Here is an 18,941-nt window from a genome sequence, read left to right on the forward strand (position 1 = left end):
CGCCGGCCGCCACCCCTTCCCGCTGGCGGCCCGCGCCGACCTCTTCCGACCGCACGCACAGGAGGCACCGTTGAGCGGGAGCGATCACGAGCTGCGCATCGTCAGTTACAACATCGAGAAGGGCAAGCACCTCGACGATGCATGCCGGTGGCTCGCCGAGTACGGCCCGGACGTGGTGCTGTGGCAGGAGATGCAGCCCGGCGATCTTCACCAGGTCGGGGCGCAGCTCGGGATGCACGGCTACGCGGCTGCGGTCGCCGGAGGCAGCCGCAACGACAACGTGGTGTTCGTCCACGACGACGGCCTGTTGATGGTCGACGCCGAGTACCTGCACCCGTGGGCCCCGTGGCACGCCCCGGCCAACGTCACGGTGCGCCTGCGCCGCCCCGGCGGAGCGGTCAGCCCCCGTGCCCTCGCGCTGGTCTCGGAGCACTCCTGCTACTACTCGGCCACGATCCGCCAGCGGGAAGCCGACTGGTACAGCAGCCACGCGCAGCCGGGCCGCCTCGTGATCGTCGGCGGTGACTGGAACTCCTTCCCGGACGGCGAGGGCCCGTCGGCCGAGGAGTGGGCGGCGGTGGCTGACCGCGCCTACTTCGCGAACCGCACGTACGAGACGGCGCCGGGCGTGCGGGTCAGCGACGAGCGCCCTGACCGCACCCTCACCACGGTCGGTCTGGTGGACACCGCCCGCTACGCCCGCGACAAGCTCGGCCAGAGCGAGGCGACCGCCCCGACTGCCGGGTACCGCAGGCCCGACCAGGGCGCGTTGCGGCGGATCGACCGCATTTACGCCTCGGGGGAACTCGCCCCCGCCATCGTCCGAGCCTCGACCATCGACACCCCCGAGCTGAGGACCGTGTCCGACCATCTGCCGGTTGAGCTGGTCCTCGACCTTGAGGCGCTCGAACAGGTGCTGACCGGCGCCTGACTCCCAGTCTCCGCCCGGCGACCCGGGCGGTTCGGCGTCGGCGGCTTCGTTCCCCCACGGCCGTCCGGCGCCCTGTTGCCGGGCCCTGCGGCTCAGGGCCCGGCAACTCTCCAACCCACCTGCCACCGAGAGGACACCCGCGATGACCACCGCCACCCAGCGCGCGCACAGCGCCGCCCCGGCCGGAGTCGAATTCCTGGAACTGGAGATCACCAGCAAGTGTCAGCTCACCTGCCCGTCGCACTGCTACGCGCAGGCCGGCCCCACGAAGGGCCACGGCACCCTGACCGACGAGCAGTGGCGAGCGGTGATCTACGAGGCCGCGAGCAACGGCGTGAAGCACGTGCAGTTCATCGGTGGTGAGCCCACGCGCCGGCCCGGGTGGGACGACCTCGTTCGGTACGCGCTCGACTGCGGCCTCAAGGTGCAGGTGTACTCCAACCTGTTCCACATCAAGGCCGAGTGGTGGCCCCTGTTGGAGCACCCCCGGGTCACGCTCGCCACCAGCTACTACAGCGACCAGGCCGAGGACCACGACCGCGTTACCGACCGGAAGGGCAGCCACGCCCGCACGCGGGCGAACATCGCCGAGGCCGTTCGCCGGGGCATCCCGTTGAAGGCCGGCATCGTCGAGATCCTCGACGGGCAGCGAGTCGAGCAGGCCCGCGCCGACCTCGAATCGCTCGGGGTAACCGAGGTCCAGCTCGACCGCGTGCGCGGCGTCGGGAACGCCGCCTCCCGCAAGATCCTTCCTTCCGTCTCCGAGCTGTGCGGGAACTGCGCCCGGGGCCGCGCCGCGATCATGCCGGACGGCACGGTGACGCCGTGCGTGCTCGGCCGCTTCCTGCCCGCCGGGTCGGTCGCCGACCAGCCGCTCGCCGACATCCTCAACGGCCAGAAGTGGGCAGAGATCGCCGCCACCATCCCGCCGCGCCTCAACGGCTGTGCGCCCGACAGCTGCACCCCGAAGGAGGATTCCTGCATGCCGTCCCCCGGTGCGGTGGGAGAGTGCACCCCGGCGGACAGCAACGACTGCGACCCGTCCCGCACCCCCGCCTGCGACCCCGCGTACTAGGAGTGACCTTGCAGTTCGAGCCCTACGCGGCCCGGCTCGCCGCCGCCTGCGTCCATCCGGCATCCCGGTGGGCACAGGCGGTCGCGGCCGTCCCGCGACACATCTTCGTGCCGCGCTGGTGGGAGCGCGGCGCGCAGTCGTGGGAGCTGGTCGACGGCACCCTCGATAAGAAACGGTGGATGGAAACCGCCTACACCGACCGCACGTTGGTTACCCGGATCGGGCCGCTGCACGCCGACCACGCGAACGCCGGGGACCTGCCGGCCGGGCACCCCACGTCGTCCGGCACGCTGCCGGGCCTGGTGGTCACGATGCTGCGGCACGCGATGATCCCGGACAGCGCCGACGTGCTGTGCGTGGTCGGCTCCGGTTACACGCCGGCCGTGCTCTCGCACAGGCTCGGCTACCACCACGTCACCGGCATGGACGTGGACAAGTACCTGACCGACGCCGCCGACGACCGCCTCTCCCAGCTCGGCATGCGTCCGCGGCTGATCACCGGCGACATCACCGTCCGGCTGCCGGTCGGCGCCTACGACCGGATCGTGTCCACGGTCGCGGTGCCTGGCGTACCGGCGTCCTGGTTGGATGCGCTGCGGCCGGGCGGCCGACTGGTCACCACGCTCGCCGACACCGGGCTTATCGTGACCGCGGACAAGCAGCCGGACGGCTCGGCGGTTGGCCGGGTGGAGTGGGACCGGGCCGGCTTCATGGCGGCCCGGACCGGGGACGACTACGCCCCGGACCTCATGGACACCACGGCGGTCGGCTGGATCGCGGACCAGGACGGCGAGACCGTCACCGAGAGCCCGTTCCCAGTGATCAACATCCCGGAGGCGTGGGAACTCTGGTCGATGCTCAGCATCACCACTCCCGGCCTTGAGCACCGGTACCGCGAGGACCCGGACGGCCGCCGGACGGCGTGGATGCTCCACCCCGACGGGTCATGGGCGCGCGCCAGCAGCGCGAACCACCGGGGCCCGGCCACGGTGCACCAGGGCGGCCCGCGCCAGCTCTGGGACCAGCTCGACCGCGTACGCCGCCGCTGGCTCGGCGAGGGCTCGCTGCCGGTCTACGGCGCGCATGTGACCGTGACCCCGGACGGCGTCACCACCCTGACCCGGGGCGGCTGGTCGACGGTCATCTCGTCTCCCTGGGCGGCGAAGCCGACGAGCTGAAACGCAGAAAGCGCCCCCGTACCGGCACGAAGGCCGGTACGGGGGCGTAGTGCTGTCTGGGTGCTATCAGCTGGACTCGACGGTGATGCCGTCCGCCCGCGCGACGAAGTCGCCGTAACTGATGCTCTCCGCCTCATGGATGAGCCGCTGGAACTCCTCGAAGTTCTCCAGCTTCTCGCCACGCGCCTCGAAGGACCACTCCTCGATCGGCTTGTCGGCGAGGGCAGCGTGGAGACTGCCAAGCACCTTTCCCGCGAGGGGAACCGGCCCGTTGGGGCTGATGGCCGGATCGACCCGGTAACTGACTGACCAAGCGCTGATTGCCATGTATCGAACGCTAGTCGGCCAATGCCGTTTTTGGCAAAGCGAGTTGATGGCTCCCTGCCCGGTGCTAGCGGGTCGGAGAATCTACGGATCGAGGTGTTGGGCGGTGCGGCGGTCGACGCGGTCGACGGCGTCGCGCAGCGAGGACCCCGAGTTGGGGTGCAGCTGGTACTCGATGGCGCCGATGCGGTGCTCGATGCGGTCGAGTCGGGTCATGACGCCGGGGTGTTCGTCGGTGCCGGTCCAGCCGGTGACAGCGTCCTCGACGCGGCGCACCAGGTGGTGAAGCGCGCGGGTGATGCGCCACAGGAGGCCGGCGGCACTGGCGACGGCGACGAGGGCGCCGCACCAGAGCGCGACGGTGTCGAGCTGGCCGGCGTCGGTCGTCGCGGGGCTCACTGGGCGGTGGCCTCCGGGGCGGCCGGTGCGGCCGGGGCCGGAGCCGGGGTGCGCAGCCAGGCGGGCAGCAGGTTCTCGACGACCGGCAGGGCCATGACCCGGGTCACGGCGGTGGCGACCGCGAGGGCGACGCCGAGCCCCGGCAGGGCCGAGGGCAGGCCGGCGGTGGAGACGAGCAGGGGCAGCGCGGCGAGCAGGCCGAGCAGGGTCTGCACGGCGGTTCGGACGCTGCGGCGGGTGGAGTCGGTCACGGGGTTGTCCTCTCGGGTCAGGTGACGGGGGCGGTCCATGCGGCGGCCCAGGTGATCGGGCCGACCTCGGCGTCGGGGGTCAGCCCCTTGTCCTGCTGGAAGGCGCGGGCCACGGCGGCGGAGGCGGGGCCGTACCAGCCGTCGGCCGTGATCGACCAGCCGCGGGTGCGCATCTGCTGCTGCCAGGTACGCACGTCGTCGCCGTGGATCATGGGGCTGGTGCTGACGAGTACGCGGCCGGGCCAGGCCGGGGCGGCCGGGGTGGCGGGCGCGTCTGTGTACTGGGGGCGGCCGTATCCGACGATCACGCCGGCGCTGCGGACGCGGCGGGCGACGGAGTCGGAGGTGTTGGCCTCGACGGTGTAGACGTAGCCGCCCGAGGTGCCGGTGACGATGCCGACGTGCTCGATGCTGTCGATGGTGGTGCCGCCGGACCAGGAGAAGAACACGATGTCGCCCCGGGCGATGCCGTCGGCGCCGGGGTGCCACTGGCCGGCCTGGTCGAAGCGGGCGGCGTGGGCGACGGTGTACGCGTAGTCGGTGCCGAAGCAGACCGCGTTGTACTCGCCGGACTGGCGGGCCCAGTAGGTCACGCCCTCGTCGCACCACGGGGCGGCGGCGAACTCGCTGCCGTCCCGGGACGCGTAGTCGGTGGTGATGTAGTTCGGGCGGCCGGAGGTGCCGAGGGTGCGCTCGGCGGCGGCGACCATGGTGTCGATGCTCATGCGGGGTTCCCCTCGGGGGCCGGGGCGCCGTAGACGCCGGCGGAGTTCGGGGCGCCGAACTGGGCGGCGAGCAGGCGCTGCTCGCCGGGCTCGGTCGGGCCGTTGTGGGTCTCGGTGAGGGCGGCGGCCTGGGCCGCCTGGTCGAGGTGGGGGTCGACGGGTCGGTCGGGCATGGCGGATCCCTTCGGGGTGGTGGGGTTGGCGGTGGCCGGCGCGGGCGGCTGCTCGGCCTGCTGGGCGACGAGGGCGCGCAGCAGCGCGAGTTCGTCGAGTACGGCGTCGTGGGTCTCGGCGGCGCGCTGTTCGGCGGCGCGGCCGAGCACGTTCTGACCGACCATCAGCAGTGGCAGACTGATCAGCTGCACGCAGTTGGACCAGTACAGGAGCGTGTCCTGTGCGCTCGGCAGGGCGAGCGGGAGCAGGCCGTAGAGGGTGAGCAGGTAGAAGGCGGGCATGCTGCCGAACGCCTTCGTGGCGCGGGCGGCGACCTTGTCGTCGAGGACGGACAGGCGGCTCACGTGATCAGCCCCCGCACGTACACCTCGGCCTCGAAGTCGCTCGCGGTGGCGGTGTGGACGCCGCCGGGGCCGCGGTGGTGGCGGGCGCAGTACCAGACGAGGTTGTCGGCGCTCTCGACCCAGGCACCGACCGTCTCGGGGTCGCCGATGCCGGGGTAGTCGGCTTCGAGCAGGGTGAGATCGACGGCGTTGGTCAGCGCGAATTCCACGTGCGCGTGGTGGAGTTCGAGCGTGCCGTCGCACTCGGTGGTGTCGCCGTGGCGGCGCTCGGCGAAGTGGCACACCGCGCTGTCCTTCGTGCGGCGGCGGTAGTGCTCGAAGTCGGCGTAATGCGGGTCGCCCTCGCGCGGCGGGTGCTCCGGGTAGTGGACGGTGTAGCGGTGCGCGACGTGCTGGTCGTGGGCGGCAACTGCCTTGCGGGAACGGCTGGTCAAGGAAACTCCGGACATGGGAAAGCCCCCGGCCGGACGGCGCGGGGGCGGGACGGAACGGGTCGGGCGCGGTCACCAGCCCGACGGCAGTGCCACCGGCGCGGCGGCGGGGAACGCCGGCTCGGGGTCGATCGGCTCGACCGTGCAGCCGCAGGCCGGCAGGTGCGCCGGGTCGGGCGCGGTGCAGGTAGCGGCGTGGACGTGCGCGGCCAGGTCGCGGGTGATGCCGTGGGCGGCGCAGGCCAGCACGGTGACCGTGTGGGTCGGGTCGTCGGCGGACCGGCGCCGCCACTGGACCACCGGCGGAAGACCGCAACTGGCGCACTGTGGTTGGAAGTTGGGAACGTCAGGCATGGGAGTACCTCACCCATAGACCGGCGCGGAGGTCGGCGTCGAGGGCGGTGCCGAGGCTTCCGCCGGAGGACTGCCAGCCGGACACCTCGACGTAGTCGCCGGGGTTGAGGAACACGTCCTTCGTGGGGGTGACGACCCCCAACTCGGCGCCCTGGGCCGGCAGGTAGGCGGCCGAGCCGATCACGGCCACGCCGTTGACCTGGATCTTGACGGCCCGGAAACCGGTGCTGTTGCCGTTGGGGGCGTAGACGCCGCAGACGGTGTACCAGCCCCCGACGCCGCTTTGGCAGGTGTAGCGGCTGGTGTTGGTGGTGGTGGAGTGGCCGCCGTAGGAGTCCATCGGGGCTTGGTCGAGGCCGAGCGGGGTCCAGCTCTGGTTGCCGAGACTCTGGGTGGTGCCCTGGTAGCCGACGAAACTCGGTGGCTTTTGCAGGAAGGTGAGTTGGTCGCGGATCGTGTTGCCGATGCTCGCGGTGAAGCTGTCGGCGACGTTCCAGCTGTACGGGGTGGTGACCGGCAGTCCGGTCAAGGGGCGTTCCTCCGTCTCTCAGTAGGCGGCCCGGGGCCCGCCGGTGGCGGTGAGGGTGGCGGCGGCGTCGAGGCTCGCCGGGTAGGCGGCCGGGTTGGGCAGCGTCACGCCCGGGGGAAGGGGCTGGCAGACGACTTCGCCCGCCACGTGGCTGCCTGCCAGCGGCGCGGTCAGGGTGACGGCGACGCTGGTGTAGCCGGGCGTGGTGGTGGCGACGCCGCCCGGGGCGACGGTCACCGTCTCGGCCGCCGCCGTGCCGTACCCGACGGTCAGCACGGTGCCGCCGGGCAGGACGGCGGCGGCGGGGTTGGCGGCCGAGCCGGTCAGCGCGGACAGCGTGAGCGTGGACGCGCCGGCGGCGGCCGGGGCGGCGAGGGTGGTGTGCAGCGCGGCGGCGATCAGCCACCCGGAGTACGGGGCGGCGGCGGACTGCTGCAACGAGAGCTGCAACTGCCCCTGGTCGTCTCCTCGCCACTCCAGTTGCTCGACGTAGGTGTCGAGCGTGATCGCGTTCGGTGAGGCGTTGGGCCGCCGGTTGAGCCGGGCCCGGGTGCCGAAGGCCAGGCCGAGCAGCGTCGGCCACAGCGCCGGGGTGGTGCTGGGGCCGACCGTCACACGGGACACACGCGGCTGCGGCTCGGCGTACTGGCCGGCCAGGTAGTTGGCGGCGTACAGCGGCTCCGTCGGGTCCGAGACGTTGATCGTCCGGGCCAGGCTCGACGGGAAGTATTCCCCAGCCGAGACGCTGTTCGAGGCGAAGGTGTCCGGCGGCTGCTCGGCCCCGGGTGCGCCCTGGTTGGTGACCTGGACGGTGTTGTAGACGTGATCCGGGTCGAGGTCGATCGACACGTCGCCCTGGTAGGGCACCTCCCCGGGGCCGTCGCCGAACACCACGGCCGGGGAGGCTTGCAGGTAGCGCCACCGCCGGCCGGCCACCGTGACGACGCCGGACGGGTCCGCGTACACCTGGCCCGCCTCGGAGTCGGCCACCACCTGCAACGCGGCGCCCGCGTTCTGGTTGGACAGGTTCGCCGGCCCCATCACCTCGACACCGTTGAGCGAGGCGAGCTGACCGGGGTACCCGGCCATGGTGAGGATCCGCTGCGCGCGGCGGGTCGAGGTGTCGCCTGCCCAGCCCAGGGAGAACCCGACTCCCACGTCGTACGCGATGTCGTTGCCGATCTCGTACGGGATCTCGACCGCGTACGCCAGGTCGCCGGAGTACAGCAGGTAGGCAGAGGATCCGATGACCAGGCCGCCGATCGAGTCGGCGGTGCAGCCGCTCGGGTGGTAGTCGCCGGTGGTCGTCGCCTCGTACCCGAAGTTGTCGCAGGCGACCGTGAACACCGTTCCGTCGGCGGACAGTTGGACGATTCCGATGTGCCACGCCCCGGTGGTGCAGACCACGTCGGCGACCCCGACGCTGGCGGTCGCGCTGCCGTCGGCGTTGGACAGGGCGGCGCCGAAGTGCCCAGAGGAGTCGATGAACAGCTCGACGTAGGATTTCGAGCCGCTGCCACCGGCGGCACCGGGGGCGAAGCTCGTCCACAGGGCGAGGCGGACGGCGGGCGTCGTGGTGGTGCGGAAGCAGATGATCCTCGTCCACCCGCCGGTGGCGGGCGGCCCGAACGGGCCCGAGGGCGGCGGCCCGATGAACAGGCCGGGCTGGTTGGTGGTCTGCCCGGCCCCGGGGTTGGTGAGGGTGACCACCGGGCCGGCGTTGCCGACCGATCCGGCGCCCTGCACCGCGTTGCCGCTGGTGATGGTGGCGCTTCCCGCCCCGGACGGGCCGGCCAACGGCAGCCGCGCGGTGCGGCGGCCGGTCGCGTCGGCGAACTGGGTCGCGCCGGCGGCCTCGTTGAAGGCGTACACCGCTGAGGGGCCGAGGGCGGCGAGGGTCTGCTGCAACGAGGGTTGCAGGGTCAGGCGGGCGATCCCGGCGAGCGCGTCCACGCACCCGGCCTCGACGGTCCCGTACGCCACGCCCTTAGGCCACCGCTGGCGCCACCGCTCGACGTAGCCGCCCCACAGCGGGAACGTGGCGCCCGGGTCCGTCCACGGGGTGACGGCGGCGGACTGCTCGAACTGCCAGCCGGTCAGGTAGACGGTGCCAGCGACGGTGGTCACGGTGGTGGCCGGGGAGATCAGGGAGACGCGCGCCCACACAGCGCCGGCCGGGGCGGCGGCGGTGACGGTGATCCGGGTCCAGCCCGGGGCGGTGGGCATCGTCACCGGGGCGCCGTCGCTCGGTGCGATGCGGGTGCCGTCCTGCCGGTACCAGCTGATCCGGCCGCCCAGTTGCAGCCCCGCCGGTCCACCAGCGGCAACCGAGGCGTACGCGCTGAACGTCCAAGACTGGCCCGGAAGTTGGCCGGGTTGGCCGAGCACCGGTACGGCGTCCGTGTCGCAGTTGGCGAAGAACGCCGATGTGGCGCCCAGGCCGAGGGCGAACGCGCCGGAGCTGACCGGGTAGGACCAGGCGACGGCCCGGGTGTGGCCGGTGGGCGCGGCCGGGACGGTGGCCACGGTCCGGCTGCCGTTGGTCAGCTGGGTGTCGGCGGTCGAGGTGCCGTTCGCCAGGCCCTGCGGCAGCCAGTTGCGGCTAGGCGGCCACGTGGCGGCGAGCCGGGCCCGGCGGAACGGCCGGATCATCCCGAAGTACGGGCCGGCCGGGTTCGTCGGGTCGAGCGCCCCGTCGGTGGTGTCGAGCGTGAACGTCGCGGTGCCGGACTGCACGGCGTCGAGTTCGTACTGCCGCCCGGCCTGCGTGGCGGTCCAGGTGTCGCGCAGCCGTGCGGTGAGGTCGGTCCAGAACGGGGTGCCGCTCTGGGTGCCGCCGACGTTGAACGCCACGGCGAAGCTGATCCGCGGCCAGGCCGGGAGCACTCCGGCCGCGCCGAGCGGGGTGTTCAGGTGCTCAAGGTAGGCGGCGCCGCCGAGCGTGCCGTCGAAGGTGCCGGCGATGTAGAAGAACGAGACGGCCGTCACCGGCCAGGTGTGGGCGAGCGTGGCCAGCGTCGACCATGCGAAGCCGTCCGGGCCCGCCTCGAACACGAAGCTCCCGGCGGCCTCCCGGATGCGCCACCAGGCGTGTGCGGTCGGGTCGTAAGCGGGCAGGTTGACGGCGGACGCCACCCCGGCGTTGTAGACGAACGCCTGAAACGACACGCCGGGGCGGACGACCAGGTAGGCGCTGTTGTTGCCGTCGAGCTGGACCTTGAACAGGGTCTGCACGCCGGCGCCCCCACTGCCGGCGGCAGCGGGGGTCACCTTGGCGTAGACGGCCTGCCCGGTCGCGTTCCACGGGCCCGAGCCGAGCGCCGGGTAGGCGGCCGACACGGTCACGTAGGCGCGGCCGGGGGCGTCGATGCCGGTTGAGCCGGCACTCGACTGGTTCCACACCGCCGAGTTGAGCGCGGGGCCAGTGAACTGATCCACCAGAGAGCCGAGTTGCGCGGCCACCGTGGGTACCTCCCTTGGGTCAGTGGGCGGCCCGCACGTAGACGAGACCGGCCTTCGGGTTGCGTCGGTCGTTACGCAGCGCGTGCGGCTGCACCGCGCGGAACAGCTCGCTACCGTCGACTTGGACGATCGTCGTCACCTCGACAACGGACCCGCCGCCCCCGTAACCACCGCCAGCAGCACCGGAGTTGGTGCCGGTGATAGCCAGATTCGGGGTGACGGTCTGGGCGGACAGGCCGGCGGACAGCTGGGCGACGGCACCGGCGGCAACGTGGGCGTGCTCGGCGACACCGGCCGCGATCCCGTGCGGGATCCACTGTCCGACCTCGTCCGCCATCACGCGCGACGGCGAGTTGATGCCAAGGAAGCTCTTCGCCGACTTGAGCGCGTCGTTCGCCAGTCCCTTGATCTTTTCCGTCACCCAGTGGGCCGCGCCCGAGATGCCGCGCACGATCCCTTGCACGATGTTCGAGCCGAAATCCTCGAAGTCCCGTACCAGGCCCATGACTTCATCCTTGGCCCGGCCGAACGCGCCGGATATCGCCGAACCGATCTTGCCCGCCGTACCGGTCACGGAGTGGTAGGCGTCGAGCAGCGGGTCGACCACGGCCGAACGGATCTTGTGCCAGACCAGCAGCGCGACCGCGTGGATGAGCGCCCATTTCTCGGACAGCCAGCGTTCGGCTTCCGACCAGATTCCTGACAGCCATTGCCAGAGTTCGAGCGTGGGTGCGATCACGACCTGCTTGAAAATCCGCCAGCCTGCCGATGCGACCGCACAGATTTCCTGCCAGGTTTTCACAAAAAAGCCGGACACGGCGCCCCAGATTGCGAGCGCGGTGCCGATTATCTGCTTATGCCAGTGATTCCAGATGGCCAGCAGAAGCGCGATCGGCGGGGCAAAAATCACCAGCAGAAGCGGCCACCATTTGTGAAAAAAAGCGGTCACCCGGCCGAAGATTTCCGTCGTGGTTTTCTCGATCCAGCGAAAGGCTGCGACCGCAGGATCGGCCACAAAATGCCAGGCTGCCGAGAAAAAAGCGGCGATCCCGTGCCAGGCTGCCGATACTCCGCCGGAGATCATCCGCCAGAGACGAAACGTTTCTGCGGCCAAAAAAACAAAAGCGCCGACGACCAGGGCGGCGACCACCTCGGCGACTTTCTTGATCCCCGCCCAGACGCTCGACCAGTGGACGGCCAGCCACGCGATAGCGGCACCGACGGCGGCGACCGCGAGAACGATCCACGTCAGCGGGTTGGCCAGCAGTGCGGCCGTGAACGCCCACGCGGCCGTGGCCGCCATGTACAGCCCGACCGCCAGCACGCCGGCCAGCGCGCCGCCGACCATGATCGCGGCGTCGTGGTGCTTCTGGAACCACGTCACCGTGGCCATCACGCCGCCGAGCACGGCGGAGACCGCCGGCATGAGCTTCTGCCCGATCTTGATCCCGAGCGCCTCGGCCTCGGCCTTCGCCTCGGAAAGCCGCTGGTTGAACGTCTTCTGTACGTCCGCCCAACCCTCGATCGACTTTCCGCCCGCCTTGACGTGCTCGGCGATCCCGGCGGTATTCGCCTTGAAATCCGCCATGTGGCTGCCCGTCAATTCGAGGGCGGCCTGCATGGATTTTGTCCCGCCGACCATATCGGCGAGCGCACCAATGTAGGTCTGCTGTGCGGGCGGCAACTGGGCGAGCACCTTCTGAAAATCGGTGCTGCTTTTTGCTGCTTTCTGGAGATGCTCGACGAGGACCGTGCCGGACGGCCCCATTTTCGACTGAATGGCGTCCGTGAGCATTTCCAGCGTGGACGCCAAGCCCTTTTTCCCGAGATTCTGGGAAACGTCGATCGCCTTGAGGCCGAGCGACTGCATTTCCTGCGCCGCCTTCCCCGAAGGGTTGGACAGCGCGCCGATCGTCTGCCGCAGGTAGGTTGCCGCGACGGCCGCCGGGGTGCCCTGCGCCGTCATGGTCGCCATGGCGCCGAGCACCTCTTGCAGCCCGACGTGCGCGGCGGACGCGGCCGGCAGCACGCTGGCCATGCTGCCCGCCAGCGCTTCGAGGTTGGTCTTCCCCTCCGCCTCGGTGGCGATCAAGCTGTTCGTGACGGCGGCGGCGTCACCCGCCCCCATCTTGTACGCGTTGAGCGCGGTCGTGACCGCGTCGGTCACGGTCGACAGGTCCGCGGCGCCGACCTTGGCGCCCATCGCGCTGTTGCGGAGCACCGTCAGCGCGTCCGCCCCGTGGAACGAGGCGCTCTCGACGGTGTAGAGCCCGGCGGTGAGTTGCTCGGTGGTCTGGCCGACCTGGCCGGCCATCGCCAGCACGCCGTTGGAGACCAACGACATGTTGCCGGCCGCCTCGCCCGCCCCGGTGCGGACCCGGGTCATGGCGGTCTGAAAGTCCGCCGCCATGTGGACGGCGTGGACGGCGGCGCCCGCCGCCGCAGCGCCGATCCCGGCGAGCGCGGCGGTGCCGACCGCACCGAGGCCGGCGAGGTTGCCGCCGCCCTCGGCCTTGACCTCGGCGAGTTCGGTCTTGACGGCCGCTGCGGTGGCCGCGAGGCCGGTGGACTTGCCGAGGAACTCGATGAACACCGGTGGGAGGGAAGCCAATTGGGTTCGCCTCCCGACTGCGTTCTAGCTGCTGTCGGGGCCGTGCACGGCGTCGCGCCAGAGGTCTTCCCAGATCTTCGGGAGCTTCTTCTCTGCGGCTTCGGCGCCGGTCTTGAAGTACGGGTACTTGCTCTCTACGTGGCGCTTGTAGAGGTTCTGCGGGCCGCCGGCGCCGCCGGACATCACGGCCGCGGACAAGGAATCGCCCTTGCGGCGGGGCTGCTTCGAGGACCGGATCGAGGCGAGCAGCGAGCCCGAGAGCTTGCCGGGCCCGCCCGCGCGGGTGATCCGCCCCTGCGTTCGGTCGACGGTCACGTTCGCCCCGGTGCGCGAGGATGCGCCGCGGTGGCCCCACCGGGGACGGCCGCGCATCCGGCCCTTGATCGCGGTCCGGGTCACCCGCTGCGAGGCTTTCAGCGCCTTGATCGTGGCGGCGTCCACCCGGCGTTCCATCCGGTTCAGCGCCTCGCCGATCTCGCGGACACCGCTCACCCGGCTGCCGAGGCTGCCGTCGTCACTCACCGCCGCCCCCGTCCTGCACGTTGCGCCGGGCCTGGGCGACCGCGTCGTCGACCGCGAGCAGCCAGTCGAGGCGCTCGGCCGGGAGGTCTTCCCAGGTGTGGGGTGGGCCGACCAGTTGGCACAGCCGCCAGTCCCGGTACTGCTCCATGGGCAGTTGGTCGGCGGTGTAGGAGAAGCGCCCCTCTATCGCTACGCGGAGGCGGTAGAGGGCGCGATAGGGGACGTGTCGTCCATGGTCGGGCGCAGGTCGAGGCCGGTGTCGAGCGCGCCGTCGGCGCACAGCGCCCGAAGCTCGTCGTAGACGGCGCCAGGAAGATCCTGCAACGCCTCGGTGGTCACCGGGCCGTCGAACGACCAGCCCATGACCCGGCCGACGACCGACAGGTCGTTGAGCTGATCCATGGCGTCGAACGCGGCGGTACCCATCTGCTGGGCCATGGCGAGCGCCTCGTTCTCGTCGATGTCCTCGACCGAGCGCGGGGCGCCGCCGGCCGAAGCGTCCTTGATCACCGAGGCAAAGGCCGGGTTGGCGGCGAGGCTGAGCTGCAACCGCCGAGCCGGGCGCCGAAGCCGCTCGGGAACCTCCGACGGCTCCCGCAGATCGACCCAACTCCCTGCCTGAGACTTGAGGTTGACGCGCTTCACTGTGTCTCTCCTACTTGTAGGTTCCGGCGGGCAGCGCGTTGGTCAACGTCGCCTTGATCGGGGAGTAGCCGCCGGACGCGCCGGCGTCGGCCGCGCTGGCCACGGCCTTGAAGGAGAGGGGGAGCTCCCAATAGTCCTTCGACGGGCTCGGGCTGGCCTCGGGGTAGTAGATCTGGGAGCAGTGCAGGGCCAGGCCGTTGGCGGCGGCACCGGCGCCCTGGGAGAGCGCCACGTCGAGGCTCTGCACGGTGCTGGCCTGGTAGACGGCGCGCTGTGTCGAGTCCTCCATGATCGTGGTCAGCTTGCCCTCGACGCTGATGTCGCCGCCCCAGACCGACACCGGGTTCTGGGTGCCGTTGGCCGCCCGGATCACGTCCACCTTGCGTTTGATGCTCAACTCGCCGTCGAGAACACCGATTTGGACACCGGCGAGCTTGGTGGTGACGGTCCAGTTGGCGAACGGGCGGAGGTTGCCCTGTGTCGGGGCGGGCGGCGAGGCGAGGGTGACGAACGTCCAGCCGTCGCCCTTGGCGCTCCACTCGACCAAGCCGTCAGCGTTCCACTTGATCGTGATCTCGTTGAGCCGGATCCCCGGGTACTGCCAGGCGCCGAGGTTGGGGTCGACGATCGTCCACGTCTTGCTGACGCCCTGGGTGTCGCCGGTGCACAGCACCGAGAAGGCGTGCGCGAACGGGGCGGCGGCGCCGGTCACGACCACGTCGCCCAGGATCCCGGCGAGCACGTGCCCGAAGCTGTCGGCGAGCAGGTCGCCGCCCAGGTCAAGGGTGGAACCCTTCTGACCCTGCACGATTCCGAAGACCTCGACCGGGGCGCCCCTGACGCCCTTGTCCTCGTTGTTGGTGACGATGTCCTTGGGGGTGCAGGTCTTCCACGGCACCCACATCGTCGGCGCGGCCGGCGTGCCCGGCGTGGCGGGAACCTCGGTCGCAACTCCGAGAGCTGCGAGGTGAGTTGGCTTAGGCACTGGTGGTCACCCCCCGTTCCGGCTCGGCCGCCGCGTCGGCGGTGGCGGTCGTGGCGGCGGCCCGTGCGCGGGCGGCCGGCGGTGTCGGGGCGGGGGTCCATGCGCCGTCGCCGGGGTCGGCGGCCAGCTCGTAGGTCCCGCCCGGCTCGGGAGTGATACCGAGCGTGGGGTAGTACCGGCCGTCGTCGGGGCCGGTGTAGAGGAAGGCAGGCAAGAGGCGGTCCCTAGATGGTCTTGAGGCAGTCGACCGTGAGGTCGATCTCGACGTGCCGGCCGCGGTGCTCCTCGTCCCAGCCGGACGAATGCGCGGCACTGGCGGGGCGGGCGCGGTCGACGGCGCCGCCGAGGGAGGGGTCGGAGCGCACGACGGCGACGACCAGGTCGGCCAGCGCGCGGGCGCGGGCGAACGTGGCAGCGGGAGTGTCGCCGCCCCGGTACACGTCGACCGTGATGTGCAGCTGGTATTCCTCGCGCAACCACCCGGCGCCGCCGGAGCCGACCCCGGACTCGGGGGCGTAGGTCTGGTGGACCTCCCCCACGGCGACGATGTCGTCGGGCTGGTAGGTGCCCGGTCCGCCGTCGCACACAAGCAACTCGCTCGACGGCGACGCCGGGTCGGGGGTGAGAACGGCTTGCAGGTGGGCAAGGATCCACGCGCGGGCGGCGGTGATCGAGCTTGAGGGGACGGCACCGATCGGGGTCGTCATCAGGCGATCCCGGGCGGCCGGCGGTAGGGGCCCCACAGCTCAAGCACCCGGTCCGGCATGGCGAAGCCGATCGGCACGTGCGCCTCTCCGCCGTCGGCGCCGCCGCCGAAGCGTGGCCGACCGCCCTGCTGGGACAGCTGCCACAGATGCCGGATCAGCTCCAACGCTCCGAGCCGGACCGTGTAGGGGACCTGCCCGGATCTACCGGCGGTGTAGACCACTTTGACGTTCTTCGTGCCGATCGCCCAGAGCGCGGCCTGCCCGCCGAAGGTACGGCGGGTCAGCGTCCCGACGTTGTAGTCGGCGGTGAACGCGAACGCGTTGATCTGGCTGCCGAGCGGCTGCTCGGTGACCGGGAACGCCGCCTGCCCGTAGTACTCGGTGACCGACTGGACCGACGCGAGCGGCAGCCAGTCGAGTTCGAGGGTGGGGCCGCCGCCGGAGAGCCACTGCACGTGCTGCTCAGGGAGGAACGGCCCGCACACATCCCTCGCCAACTCGCCTGCCGCGAGGATGAACCCCTGCAACTCGTCGTCCGAACTGGTCGTGCTCTGCGGGATGTTGAGGTGCGCGCGGACCGAACCGATGTCGACGATCTGCTCGATCGACATCGGCCGCACCTGAAACTGGCCCTCGGAGGCGAACGAGACGCCCAGGTTGGTGGCGGTCCAGCGGTAGACCCAGACCCCGGCGCGCGCGACGGCCGGCACGATCGCGGTGTAGGTGCCGACGCCGGTGGAGACGGTGGGCGGCGTGGTCACCGTGCCGTCGGGGGCGGTGACGGTGAGGACGGTCGGCGACCCGTAGGCGGGGTTACCGGTGTCGTCGAGGACGGTCACGGCAAGGGCCACGTCCTGCCCGGTGAAGTAGATCAGCGGCGCCAACCCATCTCACCTCCCTTATCGGTAGCGGCGGTGGGCGCGGTGGTGGGCGCCGCTGCGGTGCTGGTGGTGCGCGCCGCGATGGTGGGCGGCGGCGTGCCGGTGGTGGCGGGCCGCCTGCTGGCGGGCCAGGTGACGGCGGCGCCGGTGGCGCTGGTGGGCGGCCTGTAGCCGGTGGTGGTGCAGGGTCCGGCGGTGGGCGGCCTTACGGCGCTTGCGGTGCAGGTGGGCGGCGTGGCGGTGTTCGTGCCGTTGGTGGCGCCGGTGTTGCACGTGGGTGCGGTGCCGGTGCTGCCGGCGGCTGACGTGCCGCGCGTGGCGCAGGTGCTTGCCCTTGGTGTGGTGCTTGAGGTGGTGGGCGCGCGGGCCGTGCTGGTGGTGGTGCTTGGCGTGGTGGGTGGCCTTGTGGTGGTGGCCGTGGGCGCCGGCGCGGCGGCGGTGGGTGCTGCCGACGTGGGAGCGGTGCCCGGTGTGCGGGCGGCGGGCCCGGTGCTGGGAGCGGACCCGGCGCAGGTGGTGGCGGAGCGGGTCCGAGCGGGCCACGGCGGCTACTTCACCGGTGGGCTGTCGGCCGGGCCGGTCGGCGGGGCGAAGCCGGCCGGGTTCTTCGCCGCCGTCTTCGTGGTCTTCGGGGCGAGCGCCTCGTCGAGCCGGACACCGACCGCCTTGATGTCGGTCACGACCTTGTTCTCGGCCTCGGTGCCGTCGGCCAGCTTGACGACCTTGTCCTCGACCACGCCGTGCAGATCGGCGATGGCCCGGCGGGCGTGCGGGGCGATCTTCTCAAGCTCGGCCTTGACCTCGGCGGCGAGCTTGGTCGAGCCGGTGCGCAGCGCGCCCTCAAGCTCGTCGAGCAGCCCCTTGGCGTAGTTGATCTGGTTCAACGTGCTTTCACCTCATGGGAGTTGGGGCGGGCCCGGCCGTGGAGTAGGCGGCCGGGCCCGAGGGGTGGGGGTGGGTCAGAACGCGGGCGTGACGGCGCCGGTGCCGGTGATGATCGCCGTCGAGGAGAGGTACCGGGCGCCCTGGAAGGCGACGTACGAGTAGAGCCTCACGAAAAGCGAAAGGTTCTGGGCGTACGTCTGCTCGAAGGCTTCGGCCCTGATGTCGCCCTCCCACAGGTAGTAGTCGCGGAAGCGGCCGATCATGATGGGGTCCTGGTTGGTGCCGGCGCCCAAGTTGGTGGGCAGGTTCGGATCGACGTACACCGGCAGGCCGAGCATCGTTCCGACCGGGCCCTCGGCGTCGATGCTGTCCATGCTCGCCAGGTTGTTCATCGGGTGGCCGGCGTTGGGCACCACCAGCGGGCGGCCCTGCGAGTCCGACTGAGCCACGGCCCACCACCAGCGCCGCGGGTGCATGACGATCGCGGTCGGGGTCTGGAAGCGGCTCGTGTTGATCAGCTGAATGGCGTTGGCGACCTTGGAGTAGAGGCCGCCGGGCCCGCCGAGCGCCGGGGTGGCCTGGGTCCACGTGACCGAGATGGTGCCGGCGAGGTTGAGCAGACCCATGGCGGTGCCGCCGGTGCCGGTCCCGCCGAGCACCTGCCCGGCGTCCAGCTTCATGGCGTAGTCGGCGGCGAGGTCTTCGAGGATGATGTCGTCCACGTTGAGCGGCGACTGCTGGACCAGCTGCATGCTGATCGTCTGGCCGCCGGCCACGGTGTTGACCGAGGCCGAGATGCTGGTCGTGGTGATGTCGGTCTGCTGGATACCCGAGTTCTGGGCGCCCTGCGGCGCCACGGCAGTGCCGGACGCGATCTTGGGGATGTTCAGCGAGTCGGTGCCGGCCGGGATCTCCCCCTGTACGCAGAGGTTGGCCGTCACCCGACCCGGGCGCACGAACTTGACGAACGACTCCTCCAGCCACATCGGCGGGACGAATTCGCCGCCGCCGCCGTTGACGGTGGAGATCGCGCGGGCCTCGGCGACCATCTTGTCGTTGCGGCGCAGCCGTTCGGCGGCGGCGTGCTCGCCCTTGCGGGTCGCCTGGTACAGATCCTTGAAGTAGGACGCGCCGCCGGCGCCGGAGCGGTACACCTGCGGCTCGACGACGTTGAGGTCGGCCGGGCTTCGGTGCTCGCCGGCGAGGGCGAACTTCCGGGCCGTCTCGGTGGCCTTGCGGTCGCGCTCGGCCTGGTCGGTCAGCTCGGTGATCCGGTCGTCGAGCGCCCGGATCTCGGCCACCGTGGCGTTGAAGGTCTCGGCCTCGGCCGGGTTGAGGTCCCGGGCTTCGGCGGTGGGGGCGGCGAGCAGCTCGTCGAGGCCGGCCTTGATCTGGCCGCGCCGCTCGATAAGGGAAGTGATAAGCGCGGACAACTGGCGCTCCAATGCGGTGAGTTGGTGGATTGCGGCACCCGCGCGACGGCCGGGCCGGGGCAGGCGGAAGCGCCCGGCGGCCGGTCGGCCGTCGG

General features: G+C 71.4%; 23 protein-coding genes. 3 read left to right on the forward strand and 20 right to left on the reverse strand.

Annotated features, from left to right (window positions below):
* From ABD330_RS09025 to ABD330_RS09035, 3 genes are all read left to right on the forward strand, one after another.
* A partial coding sequence (locus ABD330_RS09025) for an endonuclease/exonuclease/phosphatase family protein (RefSeq protein WP_344462718.1) occupies nt 1-931 on the forward strand: 931 nt, incomplete at its 5' end.
* Between the two features lie 142 nt (nt 932-1,073).
* Nucleotides 1,074-2,006 carry a radical SAM/SPASM domain-containing protein gene (locus tag ABD330_RS09030; RefSeq protein WP_344462720.1) on the forward strand — a complete coding sequence of 311 codons (933 nt, stop codon included), beginning with the start codon at nt 1,074-1,076 and terminating at the stop codon, nt 2,004-2,006.
* A gap of 8 nt (nt 2,007-2,014) precedes the next feature.
* Nucleotides 2,015-3,184 carry a methyltransferase domain-containing protein gene (locus ABD330_RS09035; RefSeq protein WP_344462722.1) on the forward strand — a complete coding sequence of 390 codons (1,170 nt, stop codon included), beginning with the start codon at nt 2,015-2,017 and terminating at the stop codon, nt 3,182-3,184.
* Nucleotides 3,185-3,250: 66 nt separating this feature from the next.
* On the opposite strand, the gene ABD330_RS09040 is transcribed toward ABD330_RS09035, so the two are convergent.
* The 20 genes from ABD330_RS09040 to ABD330_RS09135 all read right to left on the reverse strand — a co-directional run bounded on the left by ABD330_RS09040 (nt 3,251) and on the right by ABD330_RS09135 (nt 18,846).
* On the reverse strand, nt 3,251-3,430 hold the full coding sequence (locus ABD330_RS09040) for a hypothetical protein (RefSeq protein WP_344462724.1): 180 nt from the start codon (nt 3,428-3,430) through the stop codon (nt 3,251-3,253).
* A gap of 162 nt (nt 3,431-3,592) precedes the next feature.
* Nucleotides 3,593-3,907, reverse strand: coding sequence for a hypothetical protein (locus ABD330_RS09045; protein WP_344462726.1), 315 nt, complete (start codon nt 3,905-3,907; stop codon nt 3,593-3,595).
* Nucleotides 3,904-4,158 carry a hypothetical protein gene (locus ABD330_RS09050; RefSeq protein WP_344462728.1) on the reverse strand — a complete coding sequence of 85 codons (255 nt, stop codon included), beginning with the start codon at nt 4,156-4,158 and terminating at the stop codon, nt 3,904-3,906. Before ABD330_RS09050 ends, ABD330_RS09045 begins: the two co-directional genes overlap by 4 nt.
* A 17-nt stretch (nt 4,159-4,175) precedes the next feature.
* Complete coding sequence (locus ABD330_RS09055) at nt 4,176-4,883, reverse strand: peptidoglycan-binding protein (RefSeq protein ID WP_344462730.1); 708 nt, start codon at nt 4,881-4,883, stop codon at nt 4,176-4,178.
* Nucleotides 4,880-5,401, reverse strand: coding sequence for a hypothetical protein (locus ABD330_RS09060; RefSeq protein WP_344462732.1), 522 nt, complete (start codon nt 5,399-5,401; stop codon nt 4,880-4,882). The genes ABD330_RS09055 and ABD330_RS09060 overlap by 4 nt, the downstream gene beginning before the upstream one ends.
* Entirely contained in the window at nt 5,398-5,835 is a 438-nt protein-coding gene (locus ABD330_RS09065) for a hypothetical protein (protein WP_344462734.1), read from the reverse strand. Before ABD330_RS09065 ends, ABD330_RS09060 begins: the two co-directional genes overlap by 4 nt.
* 69 nt (nt 5,836-5,904) lie before the next feature.
* A complete protein-coding gene (locus ABD330_RS09070; protein ID WP_344462736.1) occupies nt 5,905-6,186 on the reverse strand; it encodes a hypothetical protein in 282 nt (93 codons plus the stop codon).
* Entirely contained in the window at nt 6,179-6,715 is a 537-nt protein-coding gene (locus ABD330_RS09075) for a hypothetical protein (protein ID WP_344462738.1), read from the reverse strand. Before ABD330_RS09075 ends, ABD330_RS09070 begins: the two co-directional genes overlap by 8 nt.
* Nucleotides 6,716-6,733: 18 nt before the next feature.
* The gene (locus ABD330_RS09080; RefSeq protein ID WP_344462740.1) at nt 6,734-10,153 is read right to left on the reverse strand and encodes a hypothetical protein; all 3,420 of its coding nucleotides are present in this window, start codon (nt 10,151-10,153) and stop codon (nt 6,734-6,736) included.
* Nucleotides 10,154-10,196: 43 nt separating this feature from the next.
* Nucleotides 10,197-12,770: a phage tail tape measure protein gene (locus tag ABD330_RS09085; RefSeq protein ID WP_344462742.1), complete on the reverse strand. Its 2,574-nt coding sequence runs from the start codon at nt 12,768-12,770 to the stop codon at nt 10,197-10,199.
* Nucleotides 12,771-12,812: 42 nt separating this feature from the next.
* Nucleotides 12,813-13,310, reverse strand: a complete 498-nt coding sequence (locus ABD330_RS09090; RefSeq protein ID WP_344462744.1) for a hypothetical protein — start codon at nt 13,308-13,310, stop codon at nt 12,813-12,815.
* Nucleotides 13,303-13,458, reverse strand: a complete 156-nt coding sequence (locus ABD330_RS09095; RefSeq protein WP_344462746.1) for a hypothetical protein — start codon at nt 13,456-13,458, stop codon at nt 13,303-13,305. The genes ABD330_RS09090 and ABD330_RS09095 overlap by 8 nt, the downstream gene beginning before the upstream one ends.
* A 41-nt stretch (nt 13,459-13,499) precedes the next feature.
* Complete coding sequence (locus ABD330_RS09100; RefSeq protein ID WP_344462748.1) at nt 13,500-13,955, reverse strand: hypothetical protein; 456 nt, start codon at nt 13,953-13,955, stop codon at nt 13,500-13,502.
* A gap of 10 nt (nt 13,956-13,965) precedes the next feature.
* Entirely contained in the window at nt 13,966-14,940 is a 975-nt protein-coding gene (locus ABD330_RS09105) for a phage tail tube protein (protein ID WP_344462750.1), read from the reverse strand.
* On the reverse strand, nt 14,933-15,154 hold the full coding sequence (locus tag ABD330_RS09110; RefSeq protein ID WP_344462752.1) for a hypothetical protein: 222 nt from the start codon (nt 15,152-15,154) through the stop codon (nt 14,933-14,935). Before ABD330_RS09110 ends, ABD330_RS09105 begins: the two co-directional genes overlap by 8 nt.
* A gap of 10 nt (nt 15,155-15,164) precedes the next feature.
* Nucleotides 15,165-15,647: a hypothetical protein gene (locus ABD330_RS09115; RefSeq protein ID WP_344462754.1), complete on the reverse strand. Its 483-nt coding sequence runs from the start codon at nt 15,645-15,647 to the stop codon at nt 15,165-15,167.
* Complete coding sequence (locus tag ABD330_RS09120; RefSeq protein ID WP_344462756.1) at nt 15,647-16,531, reverse strand: hypothetical protein; 885 nt, start codon at nt 16,529-16,531, stop codon at nt 15,647-15,649. The genes ABD330_RS09115 and ABD330_RS09120 overlap by 1 nt, the downstream gene beginning before the upstream one ends.
* Before the next feature lie 15 nt (nt 16,532-16,546).
* On the reverse strand, nt 16,547-17,071 hold the full coding sequence (locus ABD330_RS09125; protein ID WP_344462759.1) for a hypothetical protein: 525 nt from the start codon (nt 17,069-17,071) through the stop codon (nt 16,547-16,549).
* Nucleotides 17,072-17,076: 5 nt separating this feature from the next.
* A complete protein-coding gene (locus ABD330_RS09130; RefSeq protein ID WP_344462761.1) occupies nt 17,077-17,412 on the reverse strand; it encodes a hypothetical protein in 336 nt (111 codons plus the stop codon).
* A gap of 75 nt (nt 17,413-17,487) precedes the next feature.
* Nucleotides 17,488-18,846 (reverse strand): phage major capsid protein, encoded by a 1,359-nt coding sequence (locus tag ABD330_RS09135; protein WP_344462763.1) that lies wholly within the window; start codon nt 18,844-18,846, stop codon nt 17,488-17,490.
* Nucleotides 18,847-18,941 lie beyond the last annotated feature (95 nt).

The sequence above is a fragment of the Kitasatospora kazusensis genome (genome assembly GCF_039529945.1).
GTDB classification, from domain to species: domain Bacteria; phylum Actinomycetota; class Actinomycetes; order Streptomycetales; family Streptomycetaceae; genus Kitasatospora; species Kitasatospora kazusensis.

What these genes read in the sequence shown, in the direction of transcription:
- ABD330_RS09030 (WP_344462720.1), top strand. Translation starts at nt 1,074, where the DNA reads ATGACCACCGCCACCCAGCGCGCGCACAGCGCCGCCCCGGCCGGAGTC.
- ABD330_RS09055 (WP_344462730.1), bottom strand. Translation starts at nt 4,883, where the DNA reads ATGAGCATCGACACCATGGTCGCCGCCGCCGAGCGCACCCTCGGCACC.
- ABD330_RS09070 (WP_344462736.1), bottom strand. Translation starts at nt 6,186, where the DNA reads ATGCCTGACGTTCCCAACTTCCAACCACAGTGCGCCAGTTGCGGTCTT.
- ABD330_RS09095 (WP_344462746.1), bottom strand. Translation starts at nt 13,458, where the DNA reads ATGGAGCAGTACCGGGACTGGCGGCTGTGCCAACTGGTCGGCCCACCC.
- ABD330_RS09115 (WP_344462754.1), bottom strand. Translation starts at nt 15,647, where the DNA reads ATGACGACCCCGATCGGTGCCGTCCCCTCAAGCTCGATCACCGCCGCC.